24 protein-coding genes are annotated in these 26,354 nt (G+C 65.2%); 9 read left to right on the top strand and 15 right to left on the bottom strand.

Translation table 11 applies throughout. The features are described from left to right. Positions 1-254: 254 nt before the first annotated feature. The 5 genes from ACVMB0_RS20200 to ltnD form a co-directional block, all read right to left on the bottom strand. Positions 255-1,961 carry a methyl-accepting chemotaxis protein gene (locus ACVMB0_RS20200; protein ID WP_461347423.1) on the bottom strand — a complete coding sequence of 569 codons (1,707 nt, stop codon included), beginning with the start codon at positions 1,959-1,961 and terminating at the stop codon, positions 255-257. A 191-nt stretch (positions 1,962-2,152) separates the two neighbouring features. Beyond that, positions 2,153-3,844, bottom strand: a complete 1,692-nt coding sequence (locus tag ACVMB0_RS20195; protein WP_456755927.1) for a methyl-accepting chemotaxis protein — start codon at positions 3,842-3,844, stop codon at positions 2,153-2,155. A gap of 171 nt (positions 3,845-4,015) precedes the next feature. Continuing rightward, on the bottom strand, positions 4,016-5,317 hold the full coding sequence (otnK, locus tag ACVMB0_RS20190) for a 3-oxo-tetronate kinase (protein WP_461347422.1): 1,302 nt from the start codon (positions 5,315-5,317) through the stop codon (positions 4,016-4,018). Then, a complete protein-coding gene (gene otnI / locus ACVMB0_RS20185) occupies positions 5,314-6,096 on the bottom strand; it encodes a 2-oxo-tetronate isomerase (RefSeq protein WP_461347421.1) in 783 nt (260 codons plus the stop codon). Before otnI ends, otnK begins: the two co-directional genes overlap by 4 nt. Positions 6,097-6,108: 12 nt before the next feature. Continuing rightward, positions 6,109-7,020, bottom strand: coding sequence for an L-threonate dehydrogenase (gene ltnD, locus ACVMB0_RS20180; protein ID WP_461347420.1), 912 nt, complete (start codon positions 7,018-7,020; stop codon positions 6,109-6,111). Positions 7,021-7,197: 177 nt separating this feature from the next. Here ltnD and otnC point away from each other — a divergent pair, with 177 nt between their 5' ends. After that, positions 7,198-7,854 (top strand): 3-oxo-tetronate 4-phosphate decarboxylase, encoded by a 657-nt coding sequence (otnC, locus tag ACVMB0_RS20175; protein WP_461347419.1) that lies wholly within the window; start codon positions 7,198-7,200, stop codon positions 7,852-7,854. 33 nt (positions 7,855-7,887) lie between these two features. Continuing rightward, positions 7,888-8,190 (top strand): hypothetical protein, encoded by a 303-nt coding sequence (locus tag ACVMB0_RS20170; RefSeq protein WP_461347418.1) that lies wholly within the window; start codon positions 7,888-7,890, stop codon positions 8,188-8,190. A gap of 186 nt (positions 8,191-8,376) precedes the next feature. Here ACVMB0_RS20170 and ACVMB0_RS20165 read toward each other — a convergent pair whose 3' ends face one another. From ACVMB0_RS20165 to ACVMB0_RS20140, 6 genes are all read right to left on the bottom strand, one after another. Continuing rightward, complete coding sequence (locus ACVMB0_RS20165) at positions 8,377-9,081, bottom strand: ABC transporter ATP-binding protein (protein WP_456798393.1); 705 nt, start codon at positions 9,079-9,081, stop codon at positions 8,377-8,379. Beyond that, entirely contained in the window at positions 9,065-9,811 is a 747-nt protein-coding gene (locus ACVMB0_RS20160) for an ABC transporter ATP-binding protein (protein WP_456798394.1), read from the bottom strand. Before ACVMB0_RS20160 ends, ACVMB0_RS20165 begins: the two co-directional genes overlap by 17 nt. Beyond that, positions 9,808-10,794 (bottom strand): branched-chain amino acid ABC transporter permease, encoded by a 987-nt coding sequence (locus tag ACVMB0_RS20155; protein ID WP_461347417.1) that lies wholly within the window; start codon positions 10,792-10,794, stop codon positions 9,808-9,810. Before ACVMB0_RS20155 ends, ACVMB0_RS20160 begins: the two co-directional genes overlap by 4 nt. Then, on the bottom strand, positions 10,794-11,672 hold the full coding sequence (locus tag ACVMB0_RS20150; RefSeq protein WP_456755936.1) for a branched-chain amino acid ABC transporter permease: 879 nt from the start codon (positions 11,670-11,672) through the stop codon (positions 10,794-10,796). The genes ACVMB0_RS20155 and ACVMB0_RS20150 overlap by 1 nt, the downstream gene beginning before the upstream one ends. 31 nt (positions 11,673-11,703) lie before the next feature. Next, positions 11,704-12,945 (bottom strand): ABC transporter substrate-binding protein, encoded by a 1,242-nt coding sequence (locus ACVMB0_RS20145; protein ID WP_456755937.1) that lies wholly within the window; start codon positions 12,943-12,945, stop codon positions 11,704-11,706. A gap of 84 nt (positions 12,946-13,029) precedes the next feature. Further along, positions 13,030-13,848, bottom strand: coding sequence for a putative hydro-lyase (locus ACVMB0_RS20140; protein ID WP_456798395.1), 819 nt, complete (start codon positions 13,846-13,848; stop codon positions 13,030-13,032). Between the two features lie 120 nt (positions 13,849-13,968). Here ACVMB0_RS20140 and ACVMB0_RS20135 point away from each other — a divergent pair, with 120 nt between their 5' ends. The 3 genes from ACVMB0_RS20135 (at position 13,969) to ACVMB0_RS20125 (ending at position 17,194) form a co-directional block, all read left to right on the top strand. After that, positions 13,969-14,886 (top strand): LysR family transcriptional regulator, encoded by a 918-nt coding sequence (locus ACVMB0_RS20135; RefSeq protein WP_461347416.1) that lies wholly within the window; start codon positions 13,969-13,971, stop codon positions 14,884-14,886. A gap of 115 nt (positions 14,887-15,001) precedes the next feature. Continuing rightward, positions 15,002-16,252 carry an allantoate amidohydrolase gene (locus tag ACVMB0_RS20130; RefSeq protein ID WP_461347415.1) on the top strand — a complete coding sequence of 417 codons (1,251 nt, stop codon included), beginning with the start codon at positions 15,002-15,004 and terminating at the stop codon, positions 16,250-16,252. Between the two features lie 30 nt (positions 16,253-16,282). Continuing rightward, positions 16,283-17,194, top strand: coding sequence for an NAD(P)-dependent oxidoreductase (locus ACVMB0_RS20125; protein ID WP_461347414.1), 912 nt, complete (start codon positions 16,283-16,285; stop codon positions 17,192-17,194). A gap of 328 nt (positions 17,195-17,522) precedes the next feature. Here ACVMB0_RS20125 and ACVMB0_RS20120 read toward each other — a convergent pair whose 3' ends face one another. Beyond that, complete coding sequence (locus tag ACVMB0_RS20120) at positions 17,523-18,596, bottom strand: tartrate dehydrogenase (RefSeq protein ID WP_461347413.1); 1,074 nt, start codon at positions 18,594-18,596, stop codon at positions 17,523-17,525. A 170-nt stretch (positions 18,597-18,766) separates the two neighbouring features. On the opposite strand from ACVMB0_RS20120, the gene ACVMB0_RS20115 reads away from it, so the two are divergent. Both ACVMB0_RS20115 and ACVMB0_RS20110 read left to right on the top strand, forming a co-directional pair. After that, the gene (locus ACVMB0_RS20115) at positions 18,767-19,543 is read left to right on the top strand and encodes an SDR family oxidoreductase (RefSeq protein ID WP_461347412.1); all 777 of its coding nucleotides are present in this window, start codon (positions 18,767-18,769) and stop codon (positions 19,541-19,543) included. A gap of 221 nt (positions 19,544-19,764) precedes the next feature. After that, positions 19,765-21,186, top strand: a complete 1,422-nt coding sequence (locus tag ACVMB0_RS20110) for an amidase (RefSeq protein ID WP_461347411.1) — start codon at positions 19,765-19,767, stop codon at positions 21,184-21,186. Here the strand turns inward: ACVMB0_RS20110 and ACVMB0_RS20105 are convergent. From ACVMB0_RS20105 to ACVMB0_RS20095, 3 genes are all read right to left on the bottom strand, one after another. After that, complete coding sequence (locus ACVMB0_RS20105; RefSeq protein WP_456755945.1) at positions 21,183-21,812, bottom strand: TetR/AcrR family transcriptional regulator; 630 nt, start codon at positions 21,810-21,812, stop codon at positions 21,183-21,185. The two genes, ACVMB0_RS20110 and ACVMB0_RS20105, sit on opposite strands and share 4 nt — an antisense overlap. Positions 21,813-22,041: 229 nt before the next feature. After that, positions 22,042-23,067: a histone deacetylase family protein gene (locus tag ACVMB0_RS20100; RefSeq protein ID WP_461347410.1), complete on the bottom strand. Its 1,026-nt coding sequence runs from the start codon at positions 23,065-23,067 to the stop codon at positions 22,042-22,044. A gap of 46 nt (positions 23,068-23,113) precedes the next feature. Continuing rightward, the gene (locus tag ACVMB0_RS20095; protein ID WP_456755947.1) at positions 23,114-23,818 is read right to left on the bottom strand and encodes a GntR family transcriptional regulator; all 705 of its coding nucleotides are present in this window, start codon (positions 23,816-23,818) and stop codon (positions 23,114-23,116) included. Between the two features lie 148 nt (positions 23,819-23,966). Here ACVMB0_RS20095 and ACVMB0_RS20090 point away from each other — a divergent pair, with 148 nt between their 5' ends. Together ACVMB0_RS20090 and ACVMB0_RS20085 are read left to right on the top strand one after the other, a co-directional pair. Next, positions 23,967-24,740 (top strand): class II aldolase/adducin family protein, encoded by a 774-nt coding sequence (locus ACVMB0_RS20090; protein ID WP_461347409.1) that lies wholly within the window; start codon positions 23,967-23,969, stop codon positions 24,738-24,740. A gap of 27 nt (positions 24,741-24,767) precedes the next feature. Continuing rightward, a complete protein-coding gene (locus tag ACVMB0_RS20085; RefSeq protein ID WP_461347408.1) occupies positions 24,768-26,318 on the top strand; it encodes an ABC transporter substrate-binding protein in 1,551 nt (516 codons plus the stop codon). Positions 26,319-26,354: the final 36 nt, after the last annotated feature.

Below are 26,354 nucleotides of genomic sequence, written 5' to 3'. Positions count from 1 at the left end.
CGGCCTTCACTTCCTTGGCATAGCGCAGTGAGGCCGCACGCTTCGATCGACCGCGCGGGGCGGCTTGCCGTCGATCGGCACTCGGATCATCGTCAAAAAGAGACGGCTCTGCTGCGAATGCGAAACCCGAGCACGCCGTTGCGGCCGCCAGTAGGTTAGCGCATCGCAGCTCTGCGAAAATGCAAAGCGAGGGCCATCACGCTGCGACGAGTTGCCGGAGAACGATCCCGGCCGCCGACCCGGTCGGCGCCGGATCAGGCGGCGCGAACGGCGTTGAGGAACTTGCCGACCTCGAGCTTGAGGCGGCTGCTGTCGCCCGACAGCGACTGCGCCGCCGCCAGCACCTGGCTCGACGCCGAGCCGGTTTCGTTGGCGCCGTACTGCACGTCGGTGATGTTGGCGGAGACCTGCTGGGTGCCCTGCGCCGCCTGCTGCACGTTGCGGGAAATCTCCTGCGTCGCCGCGCCCTGCTCCTCGACCGCGGCGGCGATGGTGGACGAGATCTCCGACAGCCGCTCGATGGTCGAGCCGATCGCGCGGATCGCGTTCACGGAATCCTCGGTCGCGGCTTGGATGCCGGCGATCTGCTGGCCGATCTCGCCGGTCGCCTTGGCGGTCTGCTCCGCGAGCGCCTTGACCTCGGAGGCCACCACGGCGAAGCCGCGCCCGGCCTCGCCGGCGCGCGCCGCCTCGATGGTCGCGTTCAGCGCCAGCAGGTTGGTCTGTCCGGCGATGGTGTTGATCAGCTCGACCACGTCGCCGATCCGGGCGGCGGCCTTCGACAACTCGCCGACCCGGTCATTGGTCGCACGGGCCTGGCTGACGGCGTCGCCCGCCATCCGGGCGGACTCCTGCACCTGCCGGCTGATCTCGTTGACCGAGGACGACAGCTCCTCGGTCGCCGACGCAACCGACTGGACGTTGGTGCTCGCTTCCTCCGAGGCACTGGCGACGGTGGTCGCCAGGCTTTGCGACCGCTCGGCGGTCGAGGTCAGCGTGGTCGCGGACGCTTCGAGCTCGTTCGAGGCGGATGCGACGGTTTCGACGATCTCGCCGACCGCGCGCTCGAAGCCGTCGGCCAACTCGAGCATGTCGGTGCGGCGCTGCGCGGCGGCGCGCGCTTCCATGTCCTTCTGCTCGCGCTCCATCCGGACCTTGGCAAGCCCGTTGTCCTTGAACACCAGTGCGGCGTTGGCGACGTCGCCGACCTCGTCGCGGCGATCGGTACCGTGCACCGGGATGTCATAGTGGCCGTTGGCTAGTTGCTGCAGCAGCTCGACCACGGCGCGGATCGGCTTTGCGACGCCATATTGTCCGACGACAAAGCCGAACAGCAGGCCGATCAGGACGCCCGATGCGGCGAGCAGGATCAGTAGCTCCGAGGTCGACGCATATTCCTGCTCGTTGGCCTTCACATTGTCCCTGACCCGCTGATCCTGGCGGTCGGCGACCGCCCGGACCCTGGCCTGAAGCTCTTCCGCCGCCGCGCGGCTCTTCATCGCGACGTCGCGCAGCTTCTCGGCGGATTGCGTCAGATCGGCGGCGCGCGCGCCGTCGACCGTATCGAGCGTCTGCTTCAGCTGCGCCTGGTAGGCGGACTGCGCGGAGCGTACGCCGGACAGCAACGCAATGGTCTGCGGATCCTGGGTCTTGCTGATCTCGGCGAGACGCTCCTCGAGCAATTTGAGTTGTTCGTCGATCACGCCTCGCGCCGAAATCCGGTTCTCGTCGCGCGGATCGAGCGCGCTGCGGAACTCGGCGCGATTGATCGCCAGCACGTTCTGGTTGGCACGCGCCGACAGCAATGCCCGCTCCGCGGCCCGCGCCGTCACGATCCCGCGCTCGCTGAGCGACTTCAGCGAGGAAATCCCGAGATAGGCGAGCATGCCGGCGATGATCGAGAGACCGCCCACAATCGCCAGTATCTTCGTGAGAATGCGGAATCTCGCCAGGAACATCATCCGGGGTGCCTCGTTTCGATCTGGAATGGAATTCGCGATTCTGTGCGGATGGCCGTGTCGCTCTGCGGCACAGTACCGCGCGCGGCACTACGGTTGGTTAATCGTGCCTTCCGTGGAACTACTGAGCGCTACATAAAGAAAATGCCCGGCCTTTCGGCCGGGCATTTTCCGATGATCGATGCTCCAACTGGTCAGGCGGCGCGGACGGCCTCGAGGAATTTGCCGACCTCGAGCTTGAGGCGGTTGCTGTCGCCCGAGAGCGACTGTGCCGCCGACAGCACCTGGGTCGACGCCGAGCCGGTTTCGTTGGCGCCGTGCTGCACGTCGGTGATGTTGGCCGAGACCTGCTGGGTGCCCTGCGCCGCCTGCTGCACGTTGCGGGAAATCTCCTGCGTCGCCGCGCCCTGCTCTTCCACGGCAGCGGCGATGGTGGACGAGATCTCCGACAGCTTCTCGATGGTCGACGAGATCTCCTTGATGGCGCCGACCGATTCCTGGGTCGCGGTCTGGATGCCGGCGATCTGCTGGCCGATCTCGCCGGTCGCCTTGGCGGTCTGCTCGGCCAGCGCCTTCACCTCGGACGCCACGACCGCGAAGCCGCGCCCGGCCTCGCCGGCGCGCGCCGCCTCGATGGTGGCGTTCAGCGCCAGGAGGTTGGTCTGGCCGGCAATCGTGTTGATCAGCTCGACGACGTCGCCGATGCGCGCGGCGGCCTTCGACAGCTCGCTAACGCGATCATTGGTGGTGCGCGCCTGGCCGACGGCGTCGCCGGCCATCCGCGCCGATTCCTGTACCTGGCGGCTGATCTCGGTCACCGACGACGACAGCTCCTCGGTCGCCGAGGCCACCGACTGGACATTGGTCGAGGCTTCCTCGGACGCCGCGGCAACCGACGTGGTCAATTCCTGCGAACGCCTGGCCGTCGACGACAGCGTAGAGGCCGAGGCTTCGAGCTGGGTCGAGGCCGACGACACCGTCTGCACGATCTCACCGATCATCTGCTCGAAATTGCGGGTGATGGCGTCGACCCGGCGGCCGCGCTCGATCTTGGCTTCGGCATCGGCGGCAGCCGCCTCATCGGCCGCCTTCTTGGCGACCAGGGCTTCCTTGAACACCTGCAGCGTATCGGCCATCGCGCCCATCTCGGTCTTCTCGCCCTGGTGCGGCACGTTTGCGGTGAGGTCGCCGCGGCCCAGCGCCTGCATCGGGTTCACGATCGAGGCAATACCGGCGGAGACGTCGCGGATCATCAGGAAGCTGACGCCGACGCCGACGATGATGGCGGCGCCCAGGATCATCGCGAGCAGCATGACGGCCGATGCGTAGCTGTTCGCCGCATCCTGGGCCGCCTTGTCGGCACCGGTATTGTTCAGGTCAATGTCCTTGCGCAGGATCTCGTCCGCCTCGAGGCCGATCTTGTTCACGGTCTTGGCGTTCAGCTCATGGGCCTCGTGCGGGATCTTACCGACCTCATTGCGTGAGAGCGCCATCACCTCCTCGGTGCCCTTCCTGTAGCGGGTCCAGCTATCTACCCATTGATTATACAGGGCGCGCTCTTCCGGGGACGTGATCAGCGGTTCATAGATCGCGCGAAGCTTCATGTTGGCTTCGACCACCGTCGCAAGGGTCTTTTCCTGCGCCAGCTTCTCCTCGAGCGTCTCGGCCAGCATGTGCTCGCGGATCACGTTGCGGTAAGTGACGACACCGGCACGCAAATCGCCCAACGCCCGCACGCTCGGCAGCCAGCTTGTCGTGATGTCGACCGTGTTGGCGTTGATCGACCTCAGGTTCACGACCGCCAGCAAACCCATGCCGGTCATCGCGACAAGCAGGAACGCAACCACGGCAATGATCTTGGCGCGGATCGAGTATTTGGCGAACATCTTGAGGTCTCTTGGACGCGGGCTCGCGAAGCCCAATCGAATGGCTCGGGGCGCGGCGGTGCGCCGCACACATCAAAGCCAGCCCCCCTCCTTAAGTAGGGTTAATTTAGTTCCCCGTTGAACTACTGAGATGCGCTTGTCACCGCCGTGACATGATGTGCGACAGCCGCATCACGGCATCAATGCGAGCGCATCGGAGAAGAACTCAGGGCCGCCGAAATTGCCTGATTTCAGGGCAAGCACCATCGCACCGGTCTGGGCGTTAGTCTTGGCACCGACCGCGCGCAGCACCGGCACGCCTGCGGCGATTTCAGCGCCGACCAGGAATCCCGGAATGCCGAGGCGATCGACCACGGCGCCTGAAGTTTCACCACCGGCGACCACCAGCCGGTGCACACCCGACTGCACCAGACCGTCCGCGATGTCGGCCATGGCCTGCTCGATGGCATGTCCGGCTGCATCGCGGCCATGACGCGATTGCAGAGCTGCCACCTCATCCGGGGTCGAGCTGCTGGCGATCAGGATCGGACCTCCCGCGAGCTTTTCCCTGGCCCAAGCGAGCGCGCGCTGCGCTTCGTCCTTGCCGGCGACCACCCGCTCGGGGTCGAGGTGCAGCACCGGCATCACCTTTTCGGCGTTGGCGATCTGGCGCAGGGTTGCCTGCGAACAACTGCCGGCGAGGCAGGCTGCCGGGCCGCCGACTGCCGCGGCGGGCTGCGCATCGGCGGCATTCGACCGGGCCTCGCCGGCTGCGACCAGCGCGCGCGCCAATCCGAGTCCGATCCCGGAAGCGCCGACCGAGAGACGGTGATCCAGCGCCACCTGCCCGATGGTCTCGAGGTCACGGTCGAACACCGCGTCGATGATGGCCGCGCCGATGCCGCTTTGCGCGAGCTCGGCGAGTCTTGCGCGCACTGCGTCCGCGCCGCGGCTCAAGGTCGCGAGATCGACCAGGCCGACCCTGGTCTTGCTCTGGCGAGCCAGCACGCGGACCAGATTGGAATCATGCATCGGGTTGAGCGGGTGGTCCTTCAACGGGCTCTCGTTCAACGGCACGGAGCCAACGAACAGATTGCCCTGGTAGACGGTGCGGCCGGTTTCCGGGAACGCCGGCGTCACCAGCACGATGTTGTCCTTGGAGTCGGCGCGCAGCGCATCCATCACCGGGCCGATATTGCCGGCATCGGTGGAATCGAAGGTCGAGCAGATCTTGAACAGGATATGCTCCGCGCCACGGCCGCGCAGCCAGGCCTCCGCCGCGCGCGAACGCGTCACGGCGAGGCCGGCCTCGATCGAGCGGCTCTTCAGCGACACCACGACCGCGTCGACCTTGGGCAGCGCAAGATCGTCCGCGGGGACGCCAATGGTCTGCACCGTACGCAGCCCGGCGCGGGTCAGCGTGTTGGCGAGATCGGAGGCGCCGGTATAGTCGTCGGCGATGCAGCCCAGAGACAGTTTTCCGGCTGAGGTCACGGCTTCACTCCGGCATAGGGCTTGAACCAGGCGAGACCATCGGTGGTCTTGGCCCGCGGATTGTATTCGCAGCCGACGAAACCGGCATAGCCGAGCCGGTCGAGCTCGCCGAACAGGAACGGGTAGTTCAGCTCCTCGCCATCGGGCTCGTTGCGCGAGGGGATCGAGGCGATCTGGATGTGGCCGATGATCGGCATCATCTCGCGCAGCCGCATCGTGACGTCGCCATGGATGATCTGGCAGTGGTAGATGTCGAACTGCAGCTTGAGGTTCGCAATCCCGAGCTCGTTGATCAGGTCGCGCGCGAACAGGAAGTCGTTGAGGAAGTAGCCGGGCACGTTGCGCGGATTGATCGGCTCGATCACAACGTCGAGGCCATGCGGCGCGAAGAACTCGGCGGCATAGCCGACCGACTTGCGAAATGCCGCAACCGCCCTGGCGTCGCCGCGATCGGCAATGCCAGCCATCAGATGCACCCGCTTGACGCCGGTCGCCTGCACATAGGGCAGCGCGGTCTTCAGGCTCGCTTGCAGATCAGCGAAGCGATCCGGCAGCGCGGCAAAGCCTTTCTCGCCCGCGTTCCAGTCACCCGGCGGCAGGTTGAACAGCGCCTGCGTCAGTCCGTTGCCCTTCAGCCGCTTGCCGACCTCCTCGGCCGGATGGTCGTAGGGAAACAGGAACTCGACCGCGGTGAAGCCCGCTTTCGCGGCGGCCTCGAAGCGGTCGAGGAACGGGACCTCGTTGAACATCATGGTGAGGTTGGCGGCAAAGCGGGGCATCGCAAAGTCCTCTTATTTCGCGCCGGGAAGCTTGGTGCCGGTGACCTGGGCATACATCCGCGCCACCGAGGCGTCGTCGTCGCGGCCCATGCCGGCCGCCGCGGTCATCAGGAACATCTGCAACGCGGCGGCCGACACCGGCACCGGGAAGCGCGCGTTGCGCGCCATGTCCTGGATGATGCCGAGGTCTTTGACGAAAATCTCGACAGCGCTGCGCGGCGCATAGTCGCCGTCGAGGACATGCGGCATGCGGTTCTCGAACATCCAGGAATTGCCGGCCGAGGCCGTGATCACCTCATAGACCTTCCTGATGTCGAGGCCCTGCTTGGCGGCAAACGCGATCGCCTCCGAGGCGGCCGCGATGTGCACGCCGGCCAGCAATTGATTGATCATCTTGAACGCGGCGCCCTGGCCGGCGGCATCGCCGAGCTCGTAGAGTTTTGCCGCCATCGCATCCAGCGCCGGGCGCGCCTTCGCGAACGCCGCCGCGCTGCCGGACGCCAAAATTGTCAGCTCCCCCTGCGCCGCGCGCTGCGCGCCGCCGGAGATCGGGGCATCGAGATAGTGCCGGCCGGTCGCCTCGAGCAGCTTTGCGAGGCGTCGCGCGATGTCGGGGTCCATCGTCGCCGAGGAAATAAAGACCGCGTCCTTGGCCAGGGTCTCGGCGGCGCCGTCCTTGCCGAACAGGATGGCTTCGGTCTGCGCCGCATTGACCACAACGCTGACGACGATGTCGGCATCCCGGGCCGCCTCGGCCGGCGTTTTCGCGCCCTTGCCGCCGTCGGCCACGAAGCGCGCGACGGCATCGGCCGAAACGTCGCAACCGGTCACCGCAAAGCCGGCGCGCTTGAGCGAGGTCGCCATGCCATATCCCATCGAGCCCAGCCCGATGACGGCGACGTGTTGTGTTGCGGAACTGGACATAAGGCGATCCTCAAATTTTTACTTGATTGCGCATGGAACGGCTTCCCATCTTTCCGGTTCATGCGCATTTGCTGCCTGCCTATCACGGCTTGGCCGCGCTGCCAAAGCATGAGACAAAGCGGAAAACGGATAGCGCCAACGCAAATAAGGCGGGCGACACAAGGTAGGCGACAGCGGATGAGCGAAACAAGGCTTCGTGAGGACATCTGCCGTTTCGGCCGCTCGCTGTTCGAGCGCGGGCTGACGCCGGGCTCCTCGGGCAATATCAGCGTCCGGCTCGACGATGGCGGCTGGCTGGTGACGCCGACCAACGCCTCGCTCGGCTTCCTCGATCCGGCGAAAATGTCGCGGCTCGACGGCAATGGCCGGCTCATCTCCGGCGATGCCCCGACCAAGGAAGTGCCGCTGCACACCGCACTCTACCAGACGCGCACGAGCACAGGCGCCGTGGTGCACCTGCATTCGACCCATTCGGTCGCGCTGTCGATGCTGCCCGAGATCGACCCGCGCGCCGCGCTGCCGCCGATGACGGCCTATTACGTCATGAAGTGCGGCCAGACCGCGCTGGTGCCGTATTATCGCCCCGGCGACCCCGCCGTTGCCGACGCGATCAAAGGGCTGGCCGGGAAATATTCATCGGTGCTGCTCGCCAATCACGGCCCGGTGGTCTCCGGCGACACGCTGGAAGCCGCGGTGTTCGCGACCGAGGAACTGGAGGAAACCGCAAAACTCTATCTGCTGCTGCGCGGGCTGAACCCGCGCTATCTCTCGCCCGAACAGGTGGCGGATTTGACCAGGACGTTCGGGCTCGTGCTGCCGGATCACCCTCACTAGATCAAGCGGAGGATGGATATGCGGAGGACAGTCATGATGAGGTTCACGGGCCTAGCGTTCAAAGGTTTGGCACTCGCCGCTCTGTTCGCCGGCCACCTTGCGGGATCGACGGCACGGGCCGAGCAGAGCTTGCAGGACCTGCTGGCGATCCAGCTGCGGGCGCAGGGCTATGCCTGCGACAAGCCGCTCAAGGCCGAGCGGGACGACAAGCTCTCCAAGCCCGACAACGAGGCCTGGACGCTGACCTGCAACAACGCGACCTACCGCGTCAGCCGCGTGCCGGATCTTGCGGCGAAGGTCGAGAAGGTCGAAGACGGCAAGGAACAGAGCAAGTAGGCGGCGTAGGCTGGATTTGTAGCCCCACACATACCGACGTCATCCTGAGGTGCGAGCTCGGCGGCGCCCTTGCGCCGCTGGGCGAGCCTCGAAGGATGGCCACATGATCGCCCGCGGCCATGCTTCGAGGCCCGCTCCGCTCGCGCCTCAGGATGACGGCTGTATCCGCGGAGACAACGGTTATCGCTACAGCCCCAGATACGCCTTCCGCACATCCGGATTGCCGCTGATCTCGGCTGATGTGCCCTGCATCAGCACGCGGCCGGTTTGCAGGATGTAGGCGCGGTCGGCGATCTCCAGGCACTCGGCCATCCGCTGCTCGACGATCAGCACCGTCATGCCGGCGTCGCGGATACGTTTCACGGCCTGGAAGATCTCGTCGACCAGCTTCGGCATGATGCCCTGCGACGGCTCGTCGAGCATCAGGAGGCGCGGCCGCGTCATCAGCGCGCGGCCGATCGCGAGCATCTGCTGCTCGCCGCCCGACAAGGTCTCAGCGCGCTGCTCGAGCCGCTCGCCGAGCCGCGGGAACAGGTTGAACACCAGATCGAGCGGCGCATCGCGGTCGGCCTGGCTGCGATAGAGGTAACTGCCGAGCCGCAGATTGTCGCGCACCGACAGCCGCGGAAACAGCCGGCGGTTTTCCGGCACGAAGGCGATGCCGCCGGCCGTGATGACGTGCTGCGGCTGGCCGTCGATCCGCTTGCCGTCGAAGGTGACGGTCCCCGCGCGCGGGCGCTCGGCGCCGGCGATCGATTTCAACAGCGTCGACTTGCCCGCGCCGTTGGCGCCGGCGACGCAGACGATCTCGCCCTTGGTGACGTCGATCGACACCGAGGAGATCGCGACCAGGCCCTGATAGGCGGTGGTGACTTCACGCACCGACAGCATGACGATCCCCGAGATAGGCAGAAATGACTTCCGGATTGCGGACGACCTCGGTCGGCTTGCCCTCCACCAGCACCTTGCCGAGGTTGAGCACGATGGCGCGGTCGACCAGCGGCATCACGATTTCCATCACATGCTCGACCATCAGCACCGTCACGCCGGTGGCGCGCACCTTGCGCACCAGCTCGACGCCGGTCTGCGCCTCGACCGGCGTCAGGCCGGTGAGCACTTCGTCGAGCAGCAGCAACTTGGGTTCGGTCGCCAGCGCGCGCGCGACCTCGAGCCGGCGCTTCTCAGACGGCACCAGGTCGGCGGCAAGCTTGTCGGCGCGCGCGGCAAGTCCGCAGAACTCCAGCACCTCGTAGGCCTTCTGCCGCGCGATGCGCATCTTGGTGTTGCGGATCAGCGCGCCGACGATGACGTTGTCGATCACGGTCATGGTCTCAAAACTCTTGACCACCTGGAAGGTGCGTCCGACACCGCGCTGGCAGCGCTCGGCCGCCGGCAGCCGGGTGACGTCCTCGCCGTCGAACATGATCGAGCCCTGGGTCGGCGGCAGCACGCCCGCGATCAGGTTGAACAGCGTCGATTTGCCGGCGCCGTTCGGGCCGATCAGGCCGACGATCTCGCCGCGCCCGACCGAGATCGAGACATCGCTGTTGGCGACCAGGCCGCCGAAGCGCTGCCAGACGCCCCTGGTTTCCAGGAGCGGGGTCTCAGGGAGTGCCGTCATCGTGCGGCTCCCTTGCGCGAAGTGAGCAAGCTGAACACGCTGACGAGGCCTTTCGGCAGCGCCAGCGAGATCGCAACGATCAGCGCGCCATAGACGATCAGATCGACGCCGCGCCCCGAACCGCCGACATAGGAGCGGGTCAGCTCGGTCAGCGGGATCAGGATGACGGCGCCGAGCGCCGGACCCCACAGCGTGCCGATGCCGCCGAGCACCGCGGGCAGCGCCATCAGCAGCGAGAACTGGAAGCCCATCACGCTTTCAGGATCGATGTAGGACACGAACTGGGCGTAGAAGCTGCCGCCGATCGCGACCAGGAAGGCGGAGACCGCCGCGGCGCCCATCTTGGAATTGAACACCACCACGCCGAGGCTTTCGGCAGCGTCGGGATTGTCCTTCACCGCGCGCCACCAATAGCCCCATTTGGAATCTTCCAGCCACCAAGTGACGAGCCAGGCGATGCAGGCGAGCGTCAGCGCGAAATAGAGGTAGGGCAGTTTCGAACGGGCGAACTGGAATTTGAGCCAGCTGTCGCCGCGCATCGGGATATCGATGCCGAGCGCAGCACCGGCCCAGTCCCAGTTCTGGAACAGCAGCAGCGCGATCTCGGCGATCACGATGGTCGCGATCACGAAATAATGGCCGCGCAGGCGGAAGCAGAGATAGCCGAGCGCCATCGCGATCACGGCGGAGATCGCCCCGCCCGCCAGCATGCCGAACCACGGCAGCACGCCGAACTTGGTAAACAAGAGCGCGGTGGTGTAGGCGCCGAGCCCGAAATACAGCGCATGGCCGAGCGAGATCTGTCCGCAATAACCGGACAAGATGTTCCAGCTCTGCGACAGCGCCGCATACATCAGGGTCAGCACCATGATGTTCTGGACGTAGACGTCCTTGACGAACAGCGGCGCTAGCGCGGCGATCACCGCAAGGCAAAGCGCCACGATCAGGTCACGCCTGCGGCGTTGGGCGAAGTGGGTGTCCATCACATCGATCCGAACAGGCCACGCGGGCGGATGAAGACGACCAGGAGATAGACGGCGTAGATGCCGACCGACTTCAGCGACGGCGGCAGGATCAGCGCGGTGGTCGCTTCCACCAGGCCGACGAGGATGCCGCCGGCAAAGGCGCCGAACACGCTGCCGAAGCCGCCGAGCGCCACGGTGACGTAGGCGATCAGGGCAAACGACGCTCCGACATCGGGATAGACGTAGAAGAAGATCGCCATGATGGCGCCGGCGAGGCCGACCAGTGCCGCGCCCAGACCCCAGCCGAGCGCGAACACCCGGTTCTTGTCGATGCCGACGAGAGCGACCGCGCCGGCGTCCTCGCGCGTCGCCTCCAGCGCACGGCCGAAATCGGTGCGATTGATGAAGAAATACAGCGCGACGAACGCCACGATCGCGACCAGGGCGCCGATCAGCTGCGGCTCCGGCAAATAGATGCCGGCGATCGACACCGTCTTGCCGCCGACCCAGGAGTTGGTGACGCTGCGATAGTCGGGCGTGAAGAAGAACTGGGCGAGGCCCCGCATCACGATCGCAAGGCCGAAGGTCGAGAAGATCTGCACCATGCCGGCATTGGCCTTGGCGCGCATCGCGAAGCGGACGATCAACAGATAGACCACCGCGCCGAACACGAACAACGCCGCGGCGACCAACGGCGCCGACAGCAAGGGATCGATCGCGAAGAACGCGAACAGGAAGAAGGTCGCGTACATCGCGATCATCAGGAACTCGCCGTGCGCGAAATTCACGACGTCCATCAATCCGAAGATCAATGCGAGGCCTGCGGCGATCAGTCCGTAGAGCAGCCCCATCAAAAGGCCGCTCGCCAGACTCTGGATGATGGTGTCGGCTGTCACAGCGTGTTGCCCCCGCCCCCGCGCGCGACCGTCACTTCATCGGCCAGACGGCTTCGGCGACCGCGGCTTGCGCCGGGAACACGGTGACGAACTTGCCCCCGACATATTGCAGCAGCACCGGATCGGCGTCGTTGTTCTGGCCCATCTCGTCGAACTTGACGCGCTTCCACGGCATGATGGTCTGTTCGGCCGGAATGTCGGTCGCGGTGAGCGCTTCCCGGATCTTTTCGCCGTCGGTCGACTTGGCGCGGTTGATCGCATCCGCGATCACGATCAGCGCCATGAACTCGCGCGAGGTGTTGTCGTTGAGGTCCTTGCCCGACTTTTCCTTGAACATGGCGTTGATCTTGCCGACCATCGGCCGCTTGGCCGCGAGATCGAGCGAGAAGCTGCCGCGGGTGATCACGCCGTCGAGCTTGTCGCCGACCGCGTCATACAGCGCCTTCTCGGAGAAGCCGGCGGCCTGCGCGACGATGGCGCTCGGCTTGTAGCCGAGCTCGGCCATGGTCTTGATCAGCAGGATGCCGTCGGTGGTGTAGCTCGAGGGCATCAGGACGTCGGCATTGGCAGCCTTGAGCTGCTGGACCTCGGCCGACAGCGACGGCGAATTGGCGCGGTACTTGATGTCGGCGACGATCTTGTAGCCGCGCTCCTTGGCCAGCTTGGTCTGCGCGTTCGCCGAGTCCGTTCCGAAGATGGTGTCTTCGTGGAACAGCGCCAGCGTTTCGATCTTGGTGCCCTTCTTCTTCATGGCATCGAAGAAGTCGAACATGGCCTTCGAGAACATTTCGTCGTGGGGCGCCGCGCGAAAGAAGAATTTCAGGCCGCGGGTATGCAGGCTCGGCGACGAGTTGTCGGCCGAAACGAACGGGATCTGGTAGCGCTCGCAGGTCTGGCTCACCGTGACCGCGACCGCGCTCTGATAGGTGCCGACGATCGCGCAGACCTTCTCCTGGGTGATCAGGCGTTCGGCCTCCGCACGGCCCTTCTGCGGGTCGCCCTGGTGGTCGGCATAGACGAGACGGATCTTTGCACCGCCGAGCCCCGGCAATCCCTCATCCTTGGCGAGCGGCAGATCGAAATCGTACTTCTTGTTGATGATCTCGAGCACGGTCTCGTAGGCCTTCTGCGCATCAACGCCCATCTGGGCGCTGGCGCCCGAAAACGGGTAGAGCACGCCAATCACCACTTCGGAGGTTTGCGCGCGGGCCATCATCGGCACGAGCGCTGCGGCGGAGGCGCCAAGCAATACGTTACGGCGAGAGATCGTCATCGAAATTTCCCCTTGGTCAGCCTGTTATCGATGTGATGCTTGTAGCGCGCAGTAAAGCCTCAATGAATTGCACGAATTGCCTATTCAAAGCACAGCGAGCTGCTTGTTCCTGAGATCGGTTACCAGCATCAGGCCCGGCGAATGCGTGATCGCAAACGGCAGCTTCGCACTTGCGATCACCGATTGCGGCGTCACGCCACAGGCCCAGAACACCGGGATCTCGTCATCGGCCACCGGCACCGCGTCACCGTAATCGGGCTTTGCGATGTCCTTGATGCCGATCGCATGCGGATGGCCGAGATGCACCGGCGCGCCGTGCACCGAGGGAAAGCGCGAGGTGATCTGCACCGCGCGGATCGCATCCGCCGGCTTGAACGGGCGCATCGACACCACCATCGGTCCCGCGAACGGCCCCGACGGCTGGCAGGCGATGTTGGTGCGGTACATCGGCACACGCAGATTGCGTTCGATGTGACGGATCGGCAGCCCCTCATCGAGCAGCGCCTCCTCGAACGAATAGGAGCAGCCGAGCACGAAGGTGACGAGATCGTCGCGCCAGTACCTTGTGATGTCGGTCGGCTCGTCGGCCACCTCGCCGTCGCGCCAGACCCGGTAGCGCGGCACATCGGTGCGGATATCGAGATCGAGGCCGAGCGCGGGGATCCTGACATCGCCGACATCGGACATGCCGATGATCGGACACGGCTTCGGATTGAGCTGGCAGAAGCGGTGAAAGGCGCCGGCGAGCTTTTCCGGCAGGATCGCGAGATTGCCCTGGACGAAGCCGTTGGCGAGACCGGCTGTGGTGACCGAGGCCGTGCCGTCACGGCAGGCGCGGCGCGCTTCGACGCTCGGAAGCACCGCTTCGCCCTGAGATCGCTGCACTGCCGCAAAAACAGTCATCGGAGCCTCCTGCTCATAATCTCGACAAGGACAAACCAACACCAAGCGTGATATAATGTCTAATCGTCCTTTCTAATCAAAATCGATAATACAAATTTATCGATCCGGAAAATGCTTCCAATGACGGACTTCCGCTCGATCGAAACCTTCCTCTGGGTCGTCAAGCTCGGCAGCTTTCGCGGCGCCGCCCAGCGGCTCAACACCACCCAGCCGGCGATCTCCCAGCGCATTGCCCAGCTCGAGCGCGAGATGGGTGTCAAACTGCTCAACCGGGATCATCGGGTGGCCTCGCCGACGCCGAGTGGGCGGCTGATGATGGTCTATGCCGAGAAGCTGATCGGCTTGCGCTCGGAGATGATGGCCGAGGTCGGCGACCGCTCGGCGATGCGCGGCGCGCTGCGGCTCGGTGTCGCGGAGACCATCGTGCACACCTGGCTGCCGCGACTGGTGAAGAGCGTCAACGAGATCTACCCGAACCTGTCGCTGGAGATCGAGGTCGACATCACGCCCAATCTGACGCAGCGGCTGCTGGCGCAGGAGATCGAGCTCGCCTTCGTGCTCGGACCGATCTCGGCGTCCGGCGCCCACAACCACGTGCTGTGCGATTACCCGATCGGCTTCCTGGCGAGCCCGGCGCTCGGCCTCTGCGACGGCCCGGTCGCGCGGCAGGATCTGGCGCGGTTTCCGATCATCACCTTTCCGCGCAAGACCCAGCCCTACGAGACCGTGCGCGCCCTGTTCAACGCGCCCGATCTGCCGCCGATCCGGCTGCACGCCTCGACCTCGCTCGCGACCGTGATCCACATGGCCAATGAAGGCCTTGGCATTGCGGTGATCCCGTCGGCGATCGTCGAGAACGAACTGGCCGACGGCCGGCTGCAATTGCTCGACACCGACCTCAAGCTGCCGCCGCTCACCTTCACCGCGAGCTGGCTCGCCTCTCCCGATGCGGTCGCCATCGAGCGTGTTGCCCATCTCGCCAGGCAGATCGCGCAGGCGAGCGTGGCGGTTGACGACACGAGAGCGGCGCGTCATTGAACGAAGGCCGGATAATCAAAACGTCATTCCGGGGCGATGCGTCAGCATCGAACCCGGAATCTCGGGTTCGGCTCTTCGAGCCCCCCGGGAATGACAGCTGAAATGGACTGACGACATGAGCCGAGCCGCCACCAACCTGCAGATCGATTCCGCCCGCCTCTGGGGCGCCATCCACGAAACCGCGCAGTTCGGCGCAACCCAGAAGGGCGGCGTGCGACGGCTAACCTTGAGCGCCGAGGACAAGCAGGTGCGCGACTGGTTCCGCAAGGCGTGCGAGGACGCCGGCCTCGAGGTGCAGATCGACGCGCTCGGATCGATGTTCGGGTTGCGGAAGGGACGGGACATGTCGAAGCCGCCGATCGGCGTCGGCTCTCATCTCGACACGCAGCCGACCGGCGGCAAATATGACGGCGTCCTCGGCACGCTCGCCGCGCTCGAACTGGTGCGCACGCTCAACGATGCCGGGATCGAGACCGAGCTGCCGATCTGCATCTGCAACTGGACCAACGAGGAAGGCTCGCGCTTCGCGCCGGCGATGATGGCCTCGGCCGCCTATGTCGGCGATTTCACCACCGACGACATCCTGTCGCGCAAGGACGCCGAGGGCGTCACGGTGGCGCAGGCGCTGGACTCGATCGGCTATCGCGGCGATACGCCGGTCGGCCGCCAGAAGTTCTCAGGCTTCGTCGAGCTGCACATCGAGCAGGGCCCGATCCTGGAGGCCGAGGGCAAGACCATCGGCGTGGTCGATTCCGGCCAGGGCGTGCTGTGGTACGACGGCAAGATCACGGGCTTCGAGAGCCATGCCGGATCGACCCCGATGCCGCTGCGCCGCGACGCGCTGGCGACGCTGTCGGAGATCGTGCTGGCAATGGAGAGCATCGCCAAAAAGCACGGCCCGAAGGCGGTCGGCACCATCGGCGAAGCTGTCATCGCAAGCCCTTCGCGCAACGTCATCCCCGGCGAGATCGCCTTCACGGTGGACTGCCGCAGCGCGGATGCCGCGATCATGGACGCGCTGGATCGCGACCTGCGTGCCGCGGTCGCTGAGATCGCAGCGAAGCGCAAGGTCGAGGTCCAGCTCGACCTGGTCTGGCGCAAGGCGCCGACGCATTTCGACCCGAAGCTGGTCGACGCGGTGGAGAACGCCGCAAAGCAGCTCGGCTATTCGCATCGCCGCATCACCTCCGGCGCCGGCCATGACGCCTGCAACCTCAACACCGTGATGCCGGCCGCGATGGTGTTCGTGCCCTGCAAGGACGGCATCAGCCACAACGAGCTGGAGGACGCCACCCAGCCCGATTGCGCCGCCGGCGCCAACGTCCTGTTGCATACGGTGCTGGCGCTCGCAGGCGTCGCGTCCTGATCATCTTTCCTTGCTTCGATGGAGGCTTTCGTGCGCGCAGTGTTTGTCGACGCCAATGAATCGCTCGCAGTCATCACCGAGCGCCTGGAGAAACCGGGCGATCCCAGCATGCGGATCAACCGCAACCCGGACATCAAGTCCGAGGATTATCCCGCGGTGCTCGACGGCGCCGAGATCGCGGTCGTCGACCACACCGCGCTGCCGACCGACATCGCAAAGAAATGCACCGGCCTGAAGCACGTCGTGTTCCTCGGCACCGGCGCGCGCAGCTACATGAACCCGGAGGAGCTCGCCGAGATCGGCATCTCCGTGCATCTGATCAAGGGCTACGGCGACACCGCGGTCGCGGAATCCGCGATCGCGCTGATGTGGTCGTCGGCGCGGGTGATCGCGCAGATGGACCGCGAGATGCGCGCCGGCAACTGGCTGCGCGAAGACGGCATGCAGCTCACCGGCAAGACGCTCGGCCTGGTCGGCTTCGGCGGCATCGCCGCCGAAGTCGCCCGCATCGCGCTCGGCAGCGGCATGAAGGTGATCGCCTGGAACCGGTCGCCCAAGAGCCATCCGGGCGTCGAATTCACCGAGCTCGACACGGTGCTGGCGAACAGCGACGTGGTCTCGATCCATCTGCTCCTGAACGACGAGACCCGCGGCATGATCACGCGCGACAAGATCGCGAAGATGAAGAATGGCGTGGTGCTGATCAACACCGCGCGCGGCGCCATCGTCGACGAGCAGGCGATGATCGATGCGTTGAAGTCCGGCCACATCCGCCATGCCGGCCTCGACGTCTACAACATCGAGCCGCTGCCGAAGGACCATCCGCTGACCAAGATCCCGAACGTGACGCTGTCGGCGCATTCGGCCTTCCGCACGCCCGAAGCGAGCGAGAATTTGATTCATGCGGCCTGGGAGCATTGCCGACGGATCGTGAAGCAATAATTTCACCGTCCCGGCCAAGCGAAGCGCGAGCCGGGACCCATAACCACCGCTCCACGTTGTGGCGATAGCTGGGGGCCACAGCAAATCGAGATAACAGGCCCCTATGGTTATGGGTCCCTGCTTTCGCAGGGACGACAGCGACCGTAGGGGGTTAGCGAAGCATAACCCACTCAACGCCCGTCCCTTCCCTTCTCCCCTTGTGGGAGAAGGTGGCGCGGACGAAGTCCGCGACGGATGAGGGGTCTGCACCCGCGGAGAGAACCCCTCACCCGGCTTCGATGCTTTCGCATCGAAGCCACCCTCTCCCACAAGGGGAGAGGGTGAAAGCCTAATCCACCATCTCCGCGACCGCCTTGCCGCAGGCCGTGGTGTCGGCATTGCCGCCGAGGTCGCGGGTGCGCAGCGTGCGTTCGCCGAGCGTGCGCTCGATCGCGCCGACGATCGCGGCAGCCGCCTGCTTCTCGCCGAGATGCTCCAGCATCATCGCACCCGACCAGATCATGCCGATCGGATTGGCGATGCCCTGGCCGGCAATGTCAGGCGCCGAGCCGTGGACCGGCTCGAACACCGAGGGGAAATCGCCTTCCGGATTGATGTTGCCCGACGGCGCGATGCCGATCGTGCCGGTGCAGGCCGGGCCGAGGTCGGAGAGGATATCCCCGAACAGATTGGAGCCGACCACGACGTCGAACCAGTCCGGATGCAGCACGAAGTTCGCGGTGAGGATATCGATGTGGTACTTGTCCCACTTCACGCCTAAATACTTCCTGGCCATCGCCTCCACGCGCTCGTCCCAATAGGGCATGGTGATGGAGATGCCGTTCGACTTGGTCGCCGACGTCAGATGCTTCTTCGGCCGCGACTGCGCCAGGTCGAATGCGAATTTCAGGATGCGGTCGACGCCGGTGCGGGTCATCACGGTCTGCTGGGTGACGAACTCGCGATCGGTGTCCGGGAACATGCGGCCGCCGACCGAGGAATATTCACCCTCGGTGTTCTCACGCACCACCCAGAAATCGATATCGCCGGGCTTGCGGTTCGCCAGCGGCGACGGCACGCCGGGCATCAGCCGCACCGGGCGCAGATTGACGTACTGGTCGAACTCGCGGCGGAACTTGATCAGCGAGCCCCACAGCGAGACGTGGTCCGGTATCTTGGCCGGCCAGCCGACCGCGCCGAAATAGATCGCGTCGTGCTTGCCGATCTTGTCCTTCCAGTCGGCCGGCATCATCTCGCCGTGCTTCTCGTAATAGTCGTAGGAGGCGAAGTCGAAATGATCGAACTTGACGTCGACGCCGTGCTTCCTGGCCGCCGCCTCGATGACGCGCAGGCCTTCCGGCATCACTTCCTTGCCGATGCCGTCGCCGGGAATGACCGCAATTCGATATCGCTTCTTGCTCATCGAGAACACCCTTGTGATTTGCCCGGCCGGCATTGCCGCCTATTCTGATCGCCCTGCAATGGACCAAACTGCGCGCGAGCGCAACGCTGCACTGCAGTGTTGACCGCCGCGCGACCCTGCCCCACCAAATTCGCCGACATCTCACTCCTCAACCCAAAGCGAGACATCCCATGGATCTGCATCTGCGCGGCAAGCGTGTCCTGATCACCGGCGCCTCCAAGGGCATTGGCGCGGCTGCCGCCGAAGCCTTTGCCGAGGAAGGCGCCAATCTGTTGCTCGCCGCCCGCAACGGCGAGCAATTGAAGGCGCTGGCTGAGCGCCTGCGTTCCGCGCACCAGATCGATGCCGCGGTCAGCGTCGTCGATCTGCGCAAGTCGGACGATCTCGCGCGGCTGGCCATGGAAGCCGCCGACATCGACATCCTGGTCAACAATGCCGGCGACATCCCGGGCGGCTCGATCGACAAGATCGACGAGGCGACCTGGCGGCATGCCTGGGAGCTCAAGGTGTTCGGCTATGTCAATTTGACGCGCGCGATCTATGCCCAGATGAAGGCGCGCGGCGGCGGCGTCATCGTCAACGACATCGGTGCGGCGGGCGAGAAGTTCGACGCCAATTACATCTGCGGCAGCGCCGGCAATGCGGCGCTGATGTCGTTCACCCGTGCGCTCGGCGGCAAAAGCCTCGCCGACAACATCCGCGTCGTCGGCATCAATCCCGGCCCTGTCGGAACCGACCGCCACGTCACCTTGCTCAAGACCCGCGCCAAGAACCAGTTCGGCGACGAGAACCGCTACAAGGAATTCCAGAAGGGCCTGCCGCTCGGCCGCCCCGCGCATGCGCGCGAGATCGGCGACCTGATGGCGTTCCTGGCGTCCGATCGCGCGGGGTATACCTCGGGCGTGATCTACACGGTGGATGGCGGGCTGACGTCGGGGTGGGGATAAGCGCTCGCTTTCTCCTCCGTCATCCTTGAGGAGCCGCGAAGCGGCGTCTCGAAGGATCGACGGCCACTGGCCGGGCCGATTCATCGTTCGAGGCTCGCTCCGCTCGCTCCTCAGGATGACGGGGAGAGAGCGAGCCGTTCGCAATGCCTGCGATTTCCACTTCCGGCCAAAATGTTCTACAGCAGCAACAACAGAAGACTTGCAACAACGGAGACAAGCAAGTGGCTGATCAGGGCTTGGTGAAGGAAACGGCGTGTGCCGTCGTCGAGAAACTGAAAGTCGGCGACGTCACGCCGCTCGACCTGCTCGACGTGCTGGAACAGCGCATCGCCGAGGTCGACGGCAAGGTCAACGCGCTGCCGACGCTCTGCTTCGACCGCGCCCGCAGCCACGCCAAGGCGCTGATGCAGAAGCCGGCCGGCGAGCGCGGCCTGCTCGCGGGGCTTCCCGTTCCGATCAAGGATCTCACCGCGGTGTCCGGCGTGCTGACCACGCTTGGCTCGCCGATCTTCAAGGACAACGTGCCGGCGAAGTCGGACATCCTGGTCGAACGCCTCGAACAGAACGGCGGCGTGATCTACGCCAAGTCGAACACGCCGGAATTCGGCGCCGGCGCCAACACCTTCAACGAGGTGTTCGGCCCGACCCGCAATCCCTGGGACACATCGCGCTCGGCCGCCGGCTCCTCCGGCGGCGCCGCGGCGGCACTCGCCAGCGGCACCGCGTGGCTCGCGCACGGCTCCGACATGGGCGGCAGCCTGCGCAACCCGGCGAGCTTCTGCGGCATCGTCGGCCTGCGGCCCTCGATCGGCCGCGTCGCACATACGCCGAAATTCGGCGTCGACCGTACCCTCGGCGTGCAGGGGCCGATGGCGCGCAATGTCGAGGACCTTGCCCTGCTGCTCGACGCGATGAGCGGCGAGCACGCCGCCGATCCGCTGTCGCTGCCGGCGCTGCCGACGTCGTTCCTGTCGGCGACGCGGGCCGGCAGCAAGCCGAAGCGCATCGCCTATTCGCCCGATCTCGGCATCACGCCTGTCGATCCCGAGGTCAAGGCGGTAACCCGCAAGGCGGCGGAGCGCTTTGCGGAAGCCGGCGCGATCGTCGAGGAGGCGCATCCCGACCTGCGCGAGGCCCATGAATGTTTCCACGTGCTGCGCGCGTTCGACTTCGCGATCAGCAAGGCCGAATTGCTGCGCACCAAGCGCGATTTGCTGAAGCCCGAGGTGATCTGGAACATCGAGGAGGGTCTCAAGCTGACGGTCGAGAAGCTCGAGCGTGCCGAGGCGCAGCGCGTCGCGATGACGCAGCGTGCGCTCGAATTCTTCGAGACCTATGATCTCTTGCTGGCGCCTGCGACCATCGTGCCGCCATTCCCGGTCGAGAACCGCTACGTCGCCGAGTGTGACGGCAGGAAATTCGACAATTACGTCGAGTGGCTCGGCATCGTCTACGCGATCACGCTGGCCTGCTGCCCGGCGCTGTCGCTGCCCTGCGGCTTCACCGCGTCGGGCCTGCCGATCGGTCTGCAGATGATCGCAAAACCGCGCGCCGAGGCGCAACTGTTGGCCGGCGCGAAAGTGCTGGAGGACATTCTGGGCGTGCACGGCACCACCCCGATCGATCCGCGGCCGCCGCGCTAATTACCTTCCGCCGCCTGCAGCGCGATCGTAAGTGCGGCCTTGGTCTGCTCGACGATCTCGTCGAGCAGCTCCTCGCGGCTGATCTGCGCGGCTTCGCCGGTGAGCAGGCCCTGCTCGGCGAGCATCACGATGCCATGCAGCCCAGCCCAGATCTTCAGTGCCTGCCGCTCGCGCAACAGCCCGACGGCTGGCGCCTCGAACGACTCGATCAACAGCGCCAGCGTTTCCATCGCCGCGACGTGCAGCTCGCTGCCCTTAGGCGCGCAGGCCATGGTGCGCGACGCGAACATCAGCCGGTAAATGCCATGGCGCTCCAGCCCGAAGGCGAGCGCGGCCTGCGCGAAACGCGACAGTTTCGAGCCCTTGCCCGGCAGCGCGATCGCCTCGCGCATGATCACGTTGAACTGCCGGAACGCCTCCGCGGTGACCGCCTCGAGCAACGCCTCGCGGTCGGCGAAATGCCGGTACGGCGCCGGCTGCGAGACGCCGAGCTGCTTGGCCAGCGCCTTAATGCTGATCGCTTCCGGCCCGCCAAGCTCGACCTCGCGCAACGCGGCCTGGATCAGCGCTTCGCGCAGGTCGCCATGGTGGTAGGTTTTGAACGGCTTACGAACGATTTGTCCCATTACAGCAACGATGATCGACCCATCAGACCGTAGCTGAGAACAGGATGTCAGAGAAGTCAAACACTTACCTTGTCCCTTCCAGACCTGTTCGCGAAACCGGCGAGCGACTGGCCGGTTCCTGCAAGCCGCTAAAGCGCGATCAGATTGGGTTGAATCGTCATCGCGCTTTAGCTCCTTGTTTGAGCATGATCTTTCCGGAAAACCGGTTCGCACTTTTCCGGATCATGCTTTAGCGCGCAGCCTCGAACCCGCCGAGCACCGCCGTCAGATTGGCGCCGAGGATATCGGAGAGATAGCCACCCTCCTGCACCAGCACCGTCCGCAGCCCGAAGCGGGCCAGCCCCTCGCCGATCCGGCGGAAGCCGTCGGTGGTGACGGCGAGGCCCGCGAGCGGATCCTTCTCGGAGGCATCGAGGCCGAGCGCGACCACGAGCGCGGTCGGCGCGAAGGCACGGATCGCCCGCTCCGCCGCCGCCAGCGCCTTCATGTAATCGTCGTCGCCGGTGCCCCTGGCGAGGGGAATGTTGAGATTGGCGCCGAGACCGGGTCCGGCGCCGCGCTCATGCGCATAGCCCCAGACGAACGGATAGAAGAACGACGGATCGGCGTGGATCGAGACGGTGAAGACATCCGGCCGTTCGTAGAAAATGCCCTGCGTGCCGTTGCCGTGATGCACGTCGACGTCGAGGATCGCGACGCGCTCGTGCTTCTGGCGCAGATGCTCGGCCGCGATCGCGCTGTTGTTGAGGAAGCAGAAGCCGCCGGCCATGTCGCGATAGGCGTGGTGGCCGGGCGGACGGCACAGCGCATAAACCGCATCCTCGCCGTCCAGCACCATCTGCGCGGCGGTGACCGCGACGTCGCTTGAGGCGCAGGCGCCGGCCCAGGTGCCCGCGCCGATCGGCGCTGCGGTATCCGCCGTGTGCCAGCCGAGCTTGCCCACGATATGGGTCGGATAGGTGGCGGCGTTGCGCACCGGGTGGATGTTCGCGATCATCTCCGGCCCGGCATCGCCGAGCGCGGTCCACGCATCCCAGGCCTCGGCGAGGAAGCTCAGATATTCCGGGCTGTGCACGCGGGCGCGTGGGCCCTGCCCGAACTTGGTCGGCTCGATCAGCGTGTGCTTGCCGGCCTTCAGGCCCGCCAGCAGGCGATCGGCGCGCTCGGGCTGCTCGGTGGTGCGCTGGACTACGCCGCGGACCAGGAAGAACTGCGGATCGTGGCTGCGGTGCAGATCACTGTAGACGGCCTTCACGGGACACTCCTGTTGGATGAATCGGAAAGATTGCAAGATCGCGCGGCTATTTCGCCGCGACCGGCCACGGCGGAATCTCGCGCACCAGCCGTCCGACTTCGCGCCAGGCATGGCCGATGTGATAGTCGACATGCGCGACGATGCGCTCGGGATGACCGGCCTCGATCGCCGCAAGCACCGGCTCATGCGTGCGCGCGATCTCGTGCGGATCGTCATAGAGGCGGCCGATCAGGCCGATCACCATGCGCAGCTCGGAGGCGAGATCGTCGAACAGCCGCAGCATCCGCCGGTTGCCGGCGATCTCGCAGATCAGGCGATGGAAGCGGTAGTCCTCCTCGACCTGCCGCGCCGGATCGTCGAGATCGGCGGTCTCGTGCAGCACGTCGATCTGGCGGCGCAGCTTGTCGCGCGTCTCCGGCGTCAGGTTGCGCGCGGCAAGCACCGCGGCATGACGCTCGACGCAGAGACGCAGGTCGTAGATCTCGTCGATATCGTCAGCGGCAAACTGCCGGACGAAGAAGCCGCGGCGCGGGTTCGCGACCAGCAAGCCCTGTTGCTCGAGCAGCCGCGCCGCCTCGCGCACCGGCGCCCGGCTCACCCCCAGCTCGCGCGCGATGCCGGCTTCGACGACCTTGGACCCCGGCGGCAGGCGCCCCTGCACGATGGCTTCGGTCAGACGCCGGGCGACCTGGCCGACAAGGTCGGTCTCGTTGAGGGCCGGCAAGCCGACTGGAGGGGAAATCGTGCGCATCAAAGGGGTCCGTTTCGACCCTTGTACATTATTTAATCGTCGATTGTCGACAGTTTAGCCTTGATCAACTCTTAGATTGTCGACAGTTTAGCGACGCGGGTATTGCAACGCAACAAAAACGGCCCGCGCACAGGGACTAGCAGCAACGATGACGACGCATGTGCGGCCCGACGCCGTGACGGACCAGAACCAGCAATTCCGCATCGACCTCGCCGCGGCCTACCGGCTGATCCACCGGCTCGGACTCGATGACAGCATCTACACCCACATCTCGGTGCGGCTGCCCGGCAGCCACGACCGCTTCCTGATCAATCCCTACGGCATGCGCTTCGAGGAGGTGACCGCGTCCAACCTCGTCACCGTCGATCTCGAAGGCGTCGTGGTCGACGACCCGCTCGGGCTCGGCATTAATCCGGCCGGCTTCACCATCCACAGTGCGGTGCATGCGGCGCGGCCGGACGTCGCCTGCGTGCTGCACACCCACACCGTGGCCGGTGTCGCGGTATCCTGCCAGAAGCAGGGGCTGCTGCCGCTCAATCAATGGTCGATGCAGTTCACCGGCTGCCTCGCCTATCACGACTATGAGGGCATCGCGCTCGATCTCGACGAACGCGAGCGCCTGGTCGCCGACCTCGGCGACAAGTTCGTGATGGTGCTGCGCAATCACGGCATGCTGACCTGCGGCCGCTCGGTCTCGGAAGCCTTCAAGCTGATGCACAATCTGGAGCGCTCCTGCCGCGCCCAGCTCGCGATCCAGTCCGCCGGCGCCGAGATCGCACCGCTGTCGGACGCGGTCGCGCACAAGACGGCCGGGCAATACGCAACCTTCTACGACGGCATCGAGACCAACGGCGTGCCCGATACCGAGTGGGCCGCCTTCAAGCGCATGCTCGCGCGCACCGATCCGGATTTCGTCAACTAGATCGTTTACGAACAAGAGAGCCTGAACATGTTGAAGCGCGTTCTGTTGAGTCTTTTGCTGGCGAGTGCCCTGAGCAGTGCGGCATTCGCCGAGGAGCCGAAATCCGGCGGCGTGATCAACGCGGTGATCCAGCCGGAGCCGCCCGGCCTGATGATGGGCCTGGTGCAGAACGGCCCGACCCAGATGGTCGCCGGCAATATCTATGAAGGCCTGCTGCGCTATTCAGCGAAACTCGAGCCGCTGCCCGGTCTCGCCGAAAGCTGGAGCGTCAGCGAGGACGGCAAGACCTATACCTTCAAACTGCGCAAGGGCGTCACCTGGCATGACGGCAAGCCGTTCACCTCGGCCGACGTCGTGTTCTCGATCGAATTCCTCAAGCAGACCCACCCCCGCGCGCGCGGCAATTTCGCGCAAGTCGACAAGATCGAGACTCCTGACGACAATACGGTAATCTTCAACCTGAAGCAGCCGTTCGGGCCGTTTCTCGGCGTGTTCGAGGTCGGATCGCTGCCGATGATCCCGAAGCACATCTATGAAGGCACCGATTTCAAGACCAACCCCGCCAACAATACGCCTGTTGGCACCGGCCCCTTCATGTTCAAGGAATGGCAGAAGGGCTCGTTCATCCGCCTGGTCAAGAATCCGGACTACTACATCAAGGGCCTGCCGCATCTCGACGAGATCTACTGGCATGTGATCCCCGACGCCGCCGCACGTGCGGTGGCGTTCGAGACCGGCAAGGTTGACGTGCTGCCAGGCGGCTCGGTCGAGAATTTCGACGTGCCGCGCCTGTCCAAGCTGAAGAATGTCTGCGTTACCGGCGCCGGCTGGGAGTTCTTCAGTCCGCTGTCATGGCTGTGGCTCAACAACCGCTCCGGCCCGACCGCGAACAAGAAGTTCCGCCAGGCGGTGATGTACGCGCTCGATCGCAATTTCGCGAAAGACGTGATCTGGAACGGCCTCGGCAAGGTCGCGACCGGCCCGTCGAGTTCGTCCATCAAGTACTACAGCAGCGACGTGGCGAAATACGACTACGACCCGGCCAAGGCCAAGGCGCTGCTCAAGGAAGCCGGCTACAACGGCGAGAAGGTCCGCCTGCTGCCGCTGCCCTATGGCGAAACCTGGCAGCGCTGGGCCGAGGCCGTGAAGCAGAACCTGCAGGACGTCGGCATCAACGTCGAAATGCTCTCGACCGATGTCGCTGGCTGGAACCAGAAGACTTCGGAGTGGGACTACGATATCGCCTTCACCTATGTCTATCAGTACGGCGATCCCGCGCTTGGCGTCAGCCGCACCTATGTCTCCAGCCAGATCGTCAAGGGCAATCCGTTCAACAACGTCGAAGGCTATTCGAACCCGGAAATCGACAAGCTGTTTGCCGACGGCGCGGTCGCCTTCCCCGACGCGGCACGCAAACCATTTTATGACAAAGCGCAGAAAGTCCTGGTCGATGATGTACCGGTGGCCTGGCTGCTTGAGCTGCAATTCCCAACCATCACCCGCTGCAACGTCAAGAACCTGATCACGACCGCGATCGGCGTCAACGACGGCTTCCGCGACGCCTGGCTCGACAAATAGGGCTCATTGCCGAGCCGCGGCGTGCACAAGGCGCCG

This window comes from Bradyrhizobium sp. USDA 4451, assembly GCF_054822585.1.
This window is presented reverse-complemented; position numbering and strand designations above follow the sequence as displayed.

What these genes read in the sequence shown, in the direction of transcription:
- ACVMB0_RS20200 (WP_461347423.1), bottom strand. Translation starts at nt 1,961, where the DNA reads ATGATGTTCCTGGCGAGATTCCGCATTCTCACGAAGATACTGGCGATT.
- ACVMB0_RS20105 (WP_456755945.1), bottom strand. Translation starts at nt 21,812, where the DNA reads ATGGGACAAATCGTTCGTAAGCCGTTCAAAACCTACCACCATGGCGAC.
- ACVMB0_RS20090 (WP_461347409.1), top strand. Translation starts at nt 23,967, where the DNA reads ATGACGACGCATGTGCGGCCCGACGCCGTGACGGACCAGAACCAGCAA.
- ACVMB0_RS20165 (WP_456798393.1), bottom strand. Translation starts at nt 9,081, where the DNA reads ATGCTGTCGGTGCGTGAAGTCACCACCGCCTATCAGGGCCTGGTCGCG.
- ACVMB0_RS20135 (WP_461347416.1), top strand. Translation starts at nt 13,969, where the DNA reads ATGACGGACTTCCGCTCGATCGAAACCTTCCTCTGGGTCGTCAAGCTC.
- ACVMB0_RS20145 (WP_456755937.1), bottom strand. Translation starts at nt 12,945, where the DNA reads ATGACGATCTCTCGCCGTAACGTATTGCTTGGCGCCTCCGCCGCAGCG.
- ACVMB0_RS20155 (WP_461347417.1), bottom strand. Translation starts at nt 10,794, where the DNA reads ATGGACACCCACTTCGCCCAACGCCGCAGGCGTGACCTGATCGTGGCG.
- ACVMB0_RS20130 (WP_461347415.1), top strand. Translation starts at nt 15,002, where the DNA reads ATGAGCCGAGCCGCCACCAACCTGCAGATCGATTCCGCCCGCCTCTGG.
- ACVMB0_RS20120 (WP_461347413.1), bottom strand. Translation starts at nt 18,596, where the DNA reads ATGAGCAAGAAGCGATATCGAATTGCGGTCATTCCCGGCGACGGCATC.
- ACVMB0_RS20085 (WP_461347408.1), top strand. Translation starts at nt 24,768, where the DNA reads ATGTTGAAGCGCGTTCTGTTGAGTCTTTTGCTGGCGAGTGCCCTGAGC.
- ltnD (WP_461347420.1), bottom strand. Translation starts at nt 7,020, where the DNA reads ATGTCCAGTTCCGCAACACAACACGTCGCCGTCATCGGGCTGGGCTCG.
- ACVMB0_RS20115 (WP_461347412.1), top strand. Translation starts at nt 18,767, where the DNA reads ATGGATCTGCATCTGCGCGGCAAGCGTGTCCTGATCACCGGCGCCTCC.
- ACVMB0_RS20195 (WP_456755927.1), bottom strand. Translation starts at nt 3,844, where the DNA reads ATGTTCGCCAAATACTCGATCCGCGCCAAGATCATTGCCGTGGTTGCG.
- otnI (WP_461347421.1), bottom strand. Translation starts at nt 6,096, where the DNA reads ATGCCCCGCTTTGCCGCCAACCTCACCATGATGTTCAACGAGGTCCCG.
- ACVMB0_RS20140 (WP_456798395.1), bottom strand. Translation starts at nt 13,848, where the DNA reads ATGACTGTTTTTGCGGCAGTGCAGCGATCTCAGGGCGAAGCGGTGCTT.
- ACVMB0_RS20160 (WP_456798394.1), bottom strand. Translation starts at nt 9,811, where the DNA reads ATGACGGCACTCCCTGAGACCCCGCTCCTGGAAACCAGGGGCGTCTGG.
- ACVMB0_RS20095 (WP_456755947.1), bottom strand. Translation starts at nt 23,818, where the DNA reads ATGCGCACGATTTCCCCTCCAGTCGGCTTGCCGGCCCTCAACGAGACC.
- otnC (WP_461347419.1), top strand. Translation starts at nt 7,198, where the DNA reads ATGAGCGAAACAAGGCTTCGTGAGGACATCTGCCGTTTCGGCCGCTCG.
- ACVMB0_RS20170 (WP_461347418.1), top strand. Translation starts at nt 7,888, where the DNA reads ATGATGAGGTTCACGGGCCTAGCGTTCAAAGGTTTGGCACTCGCCGCT.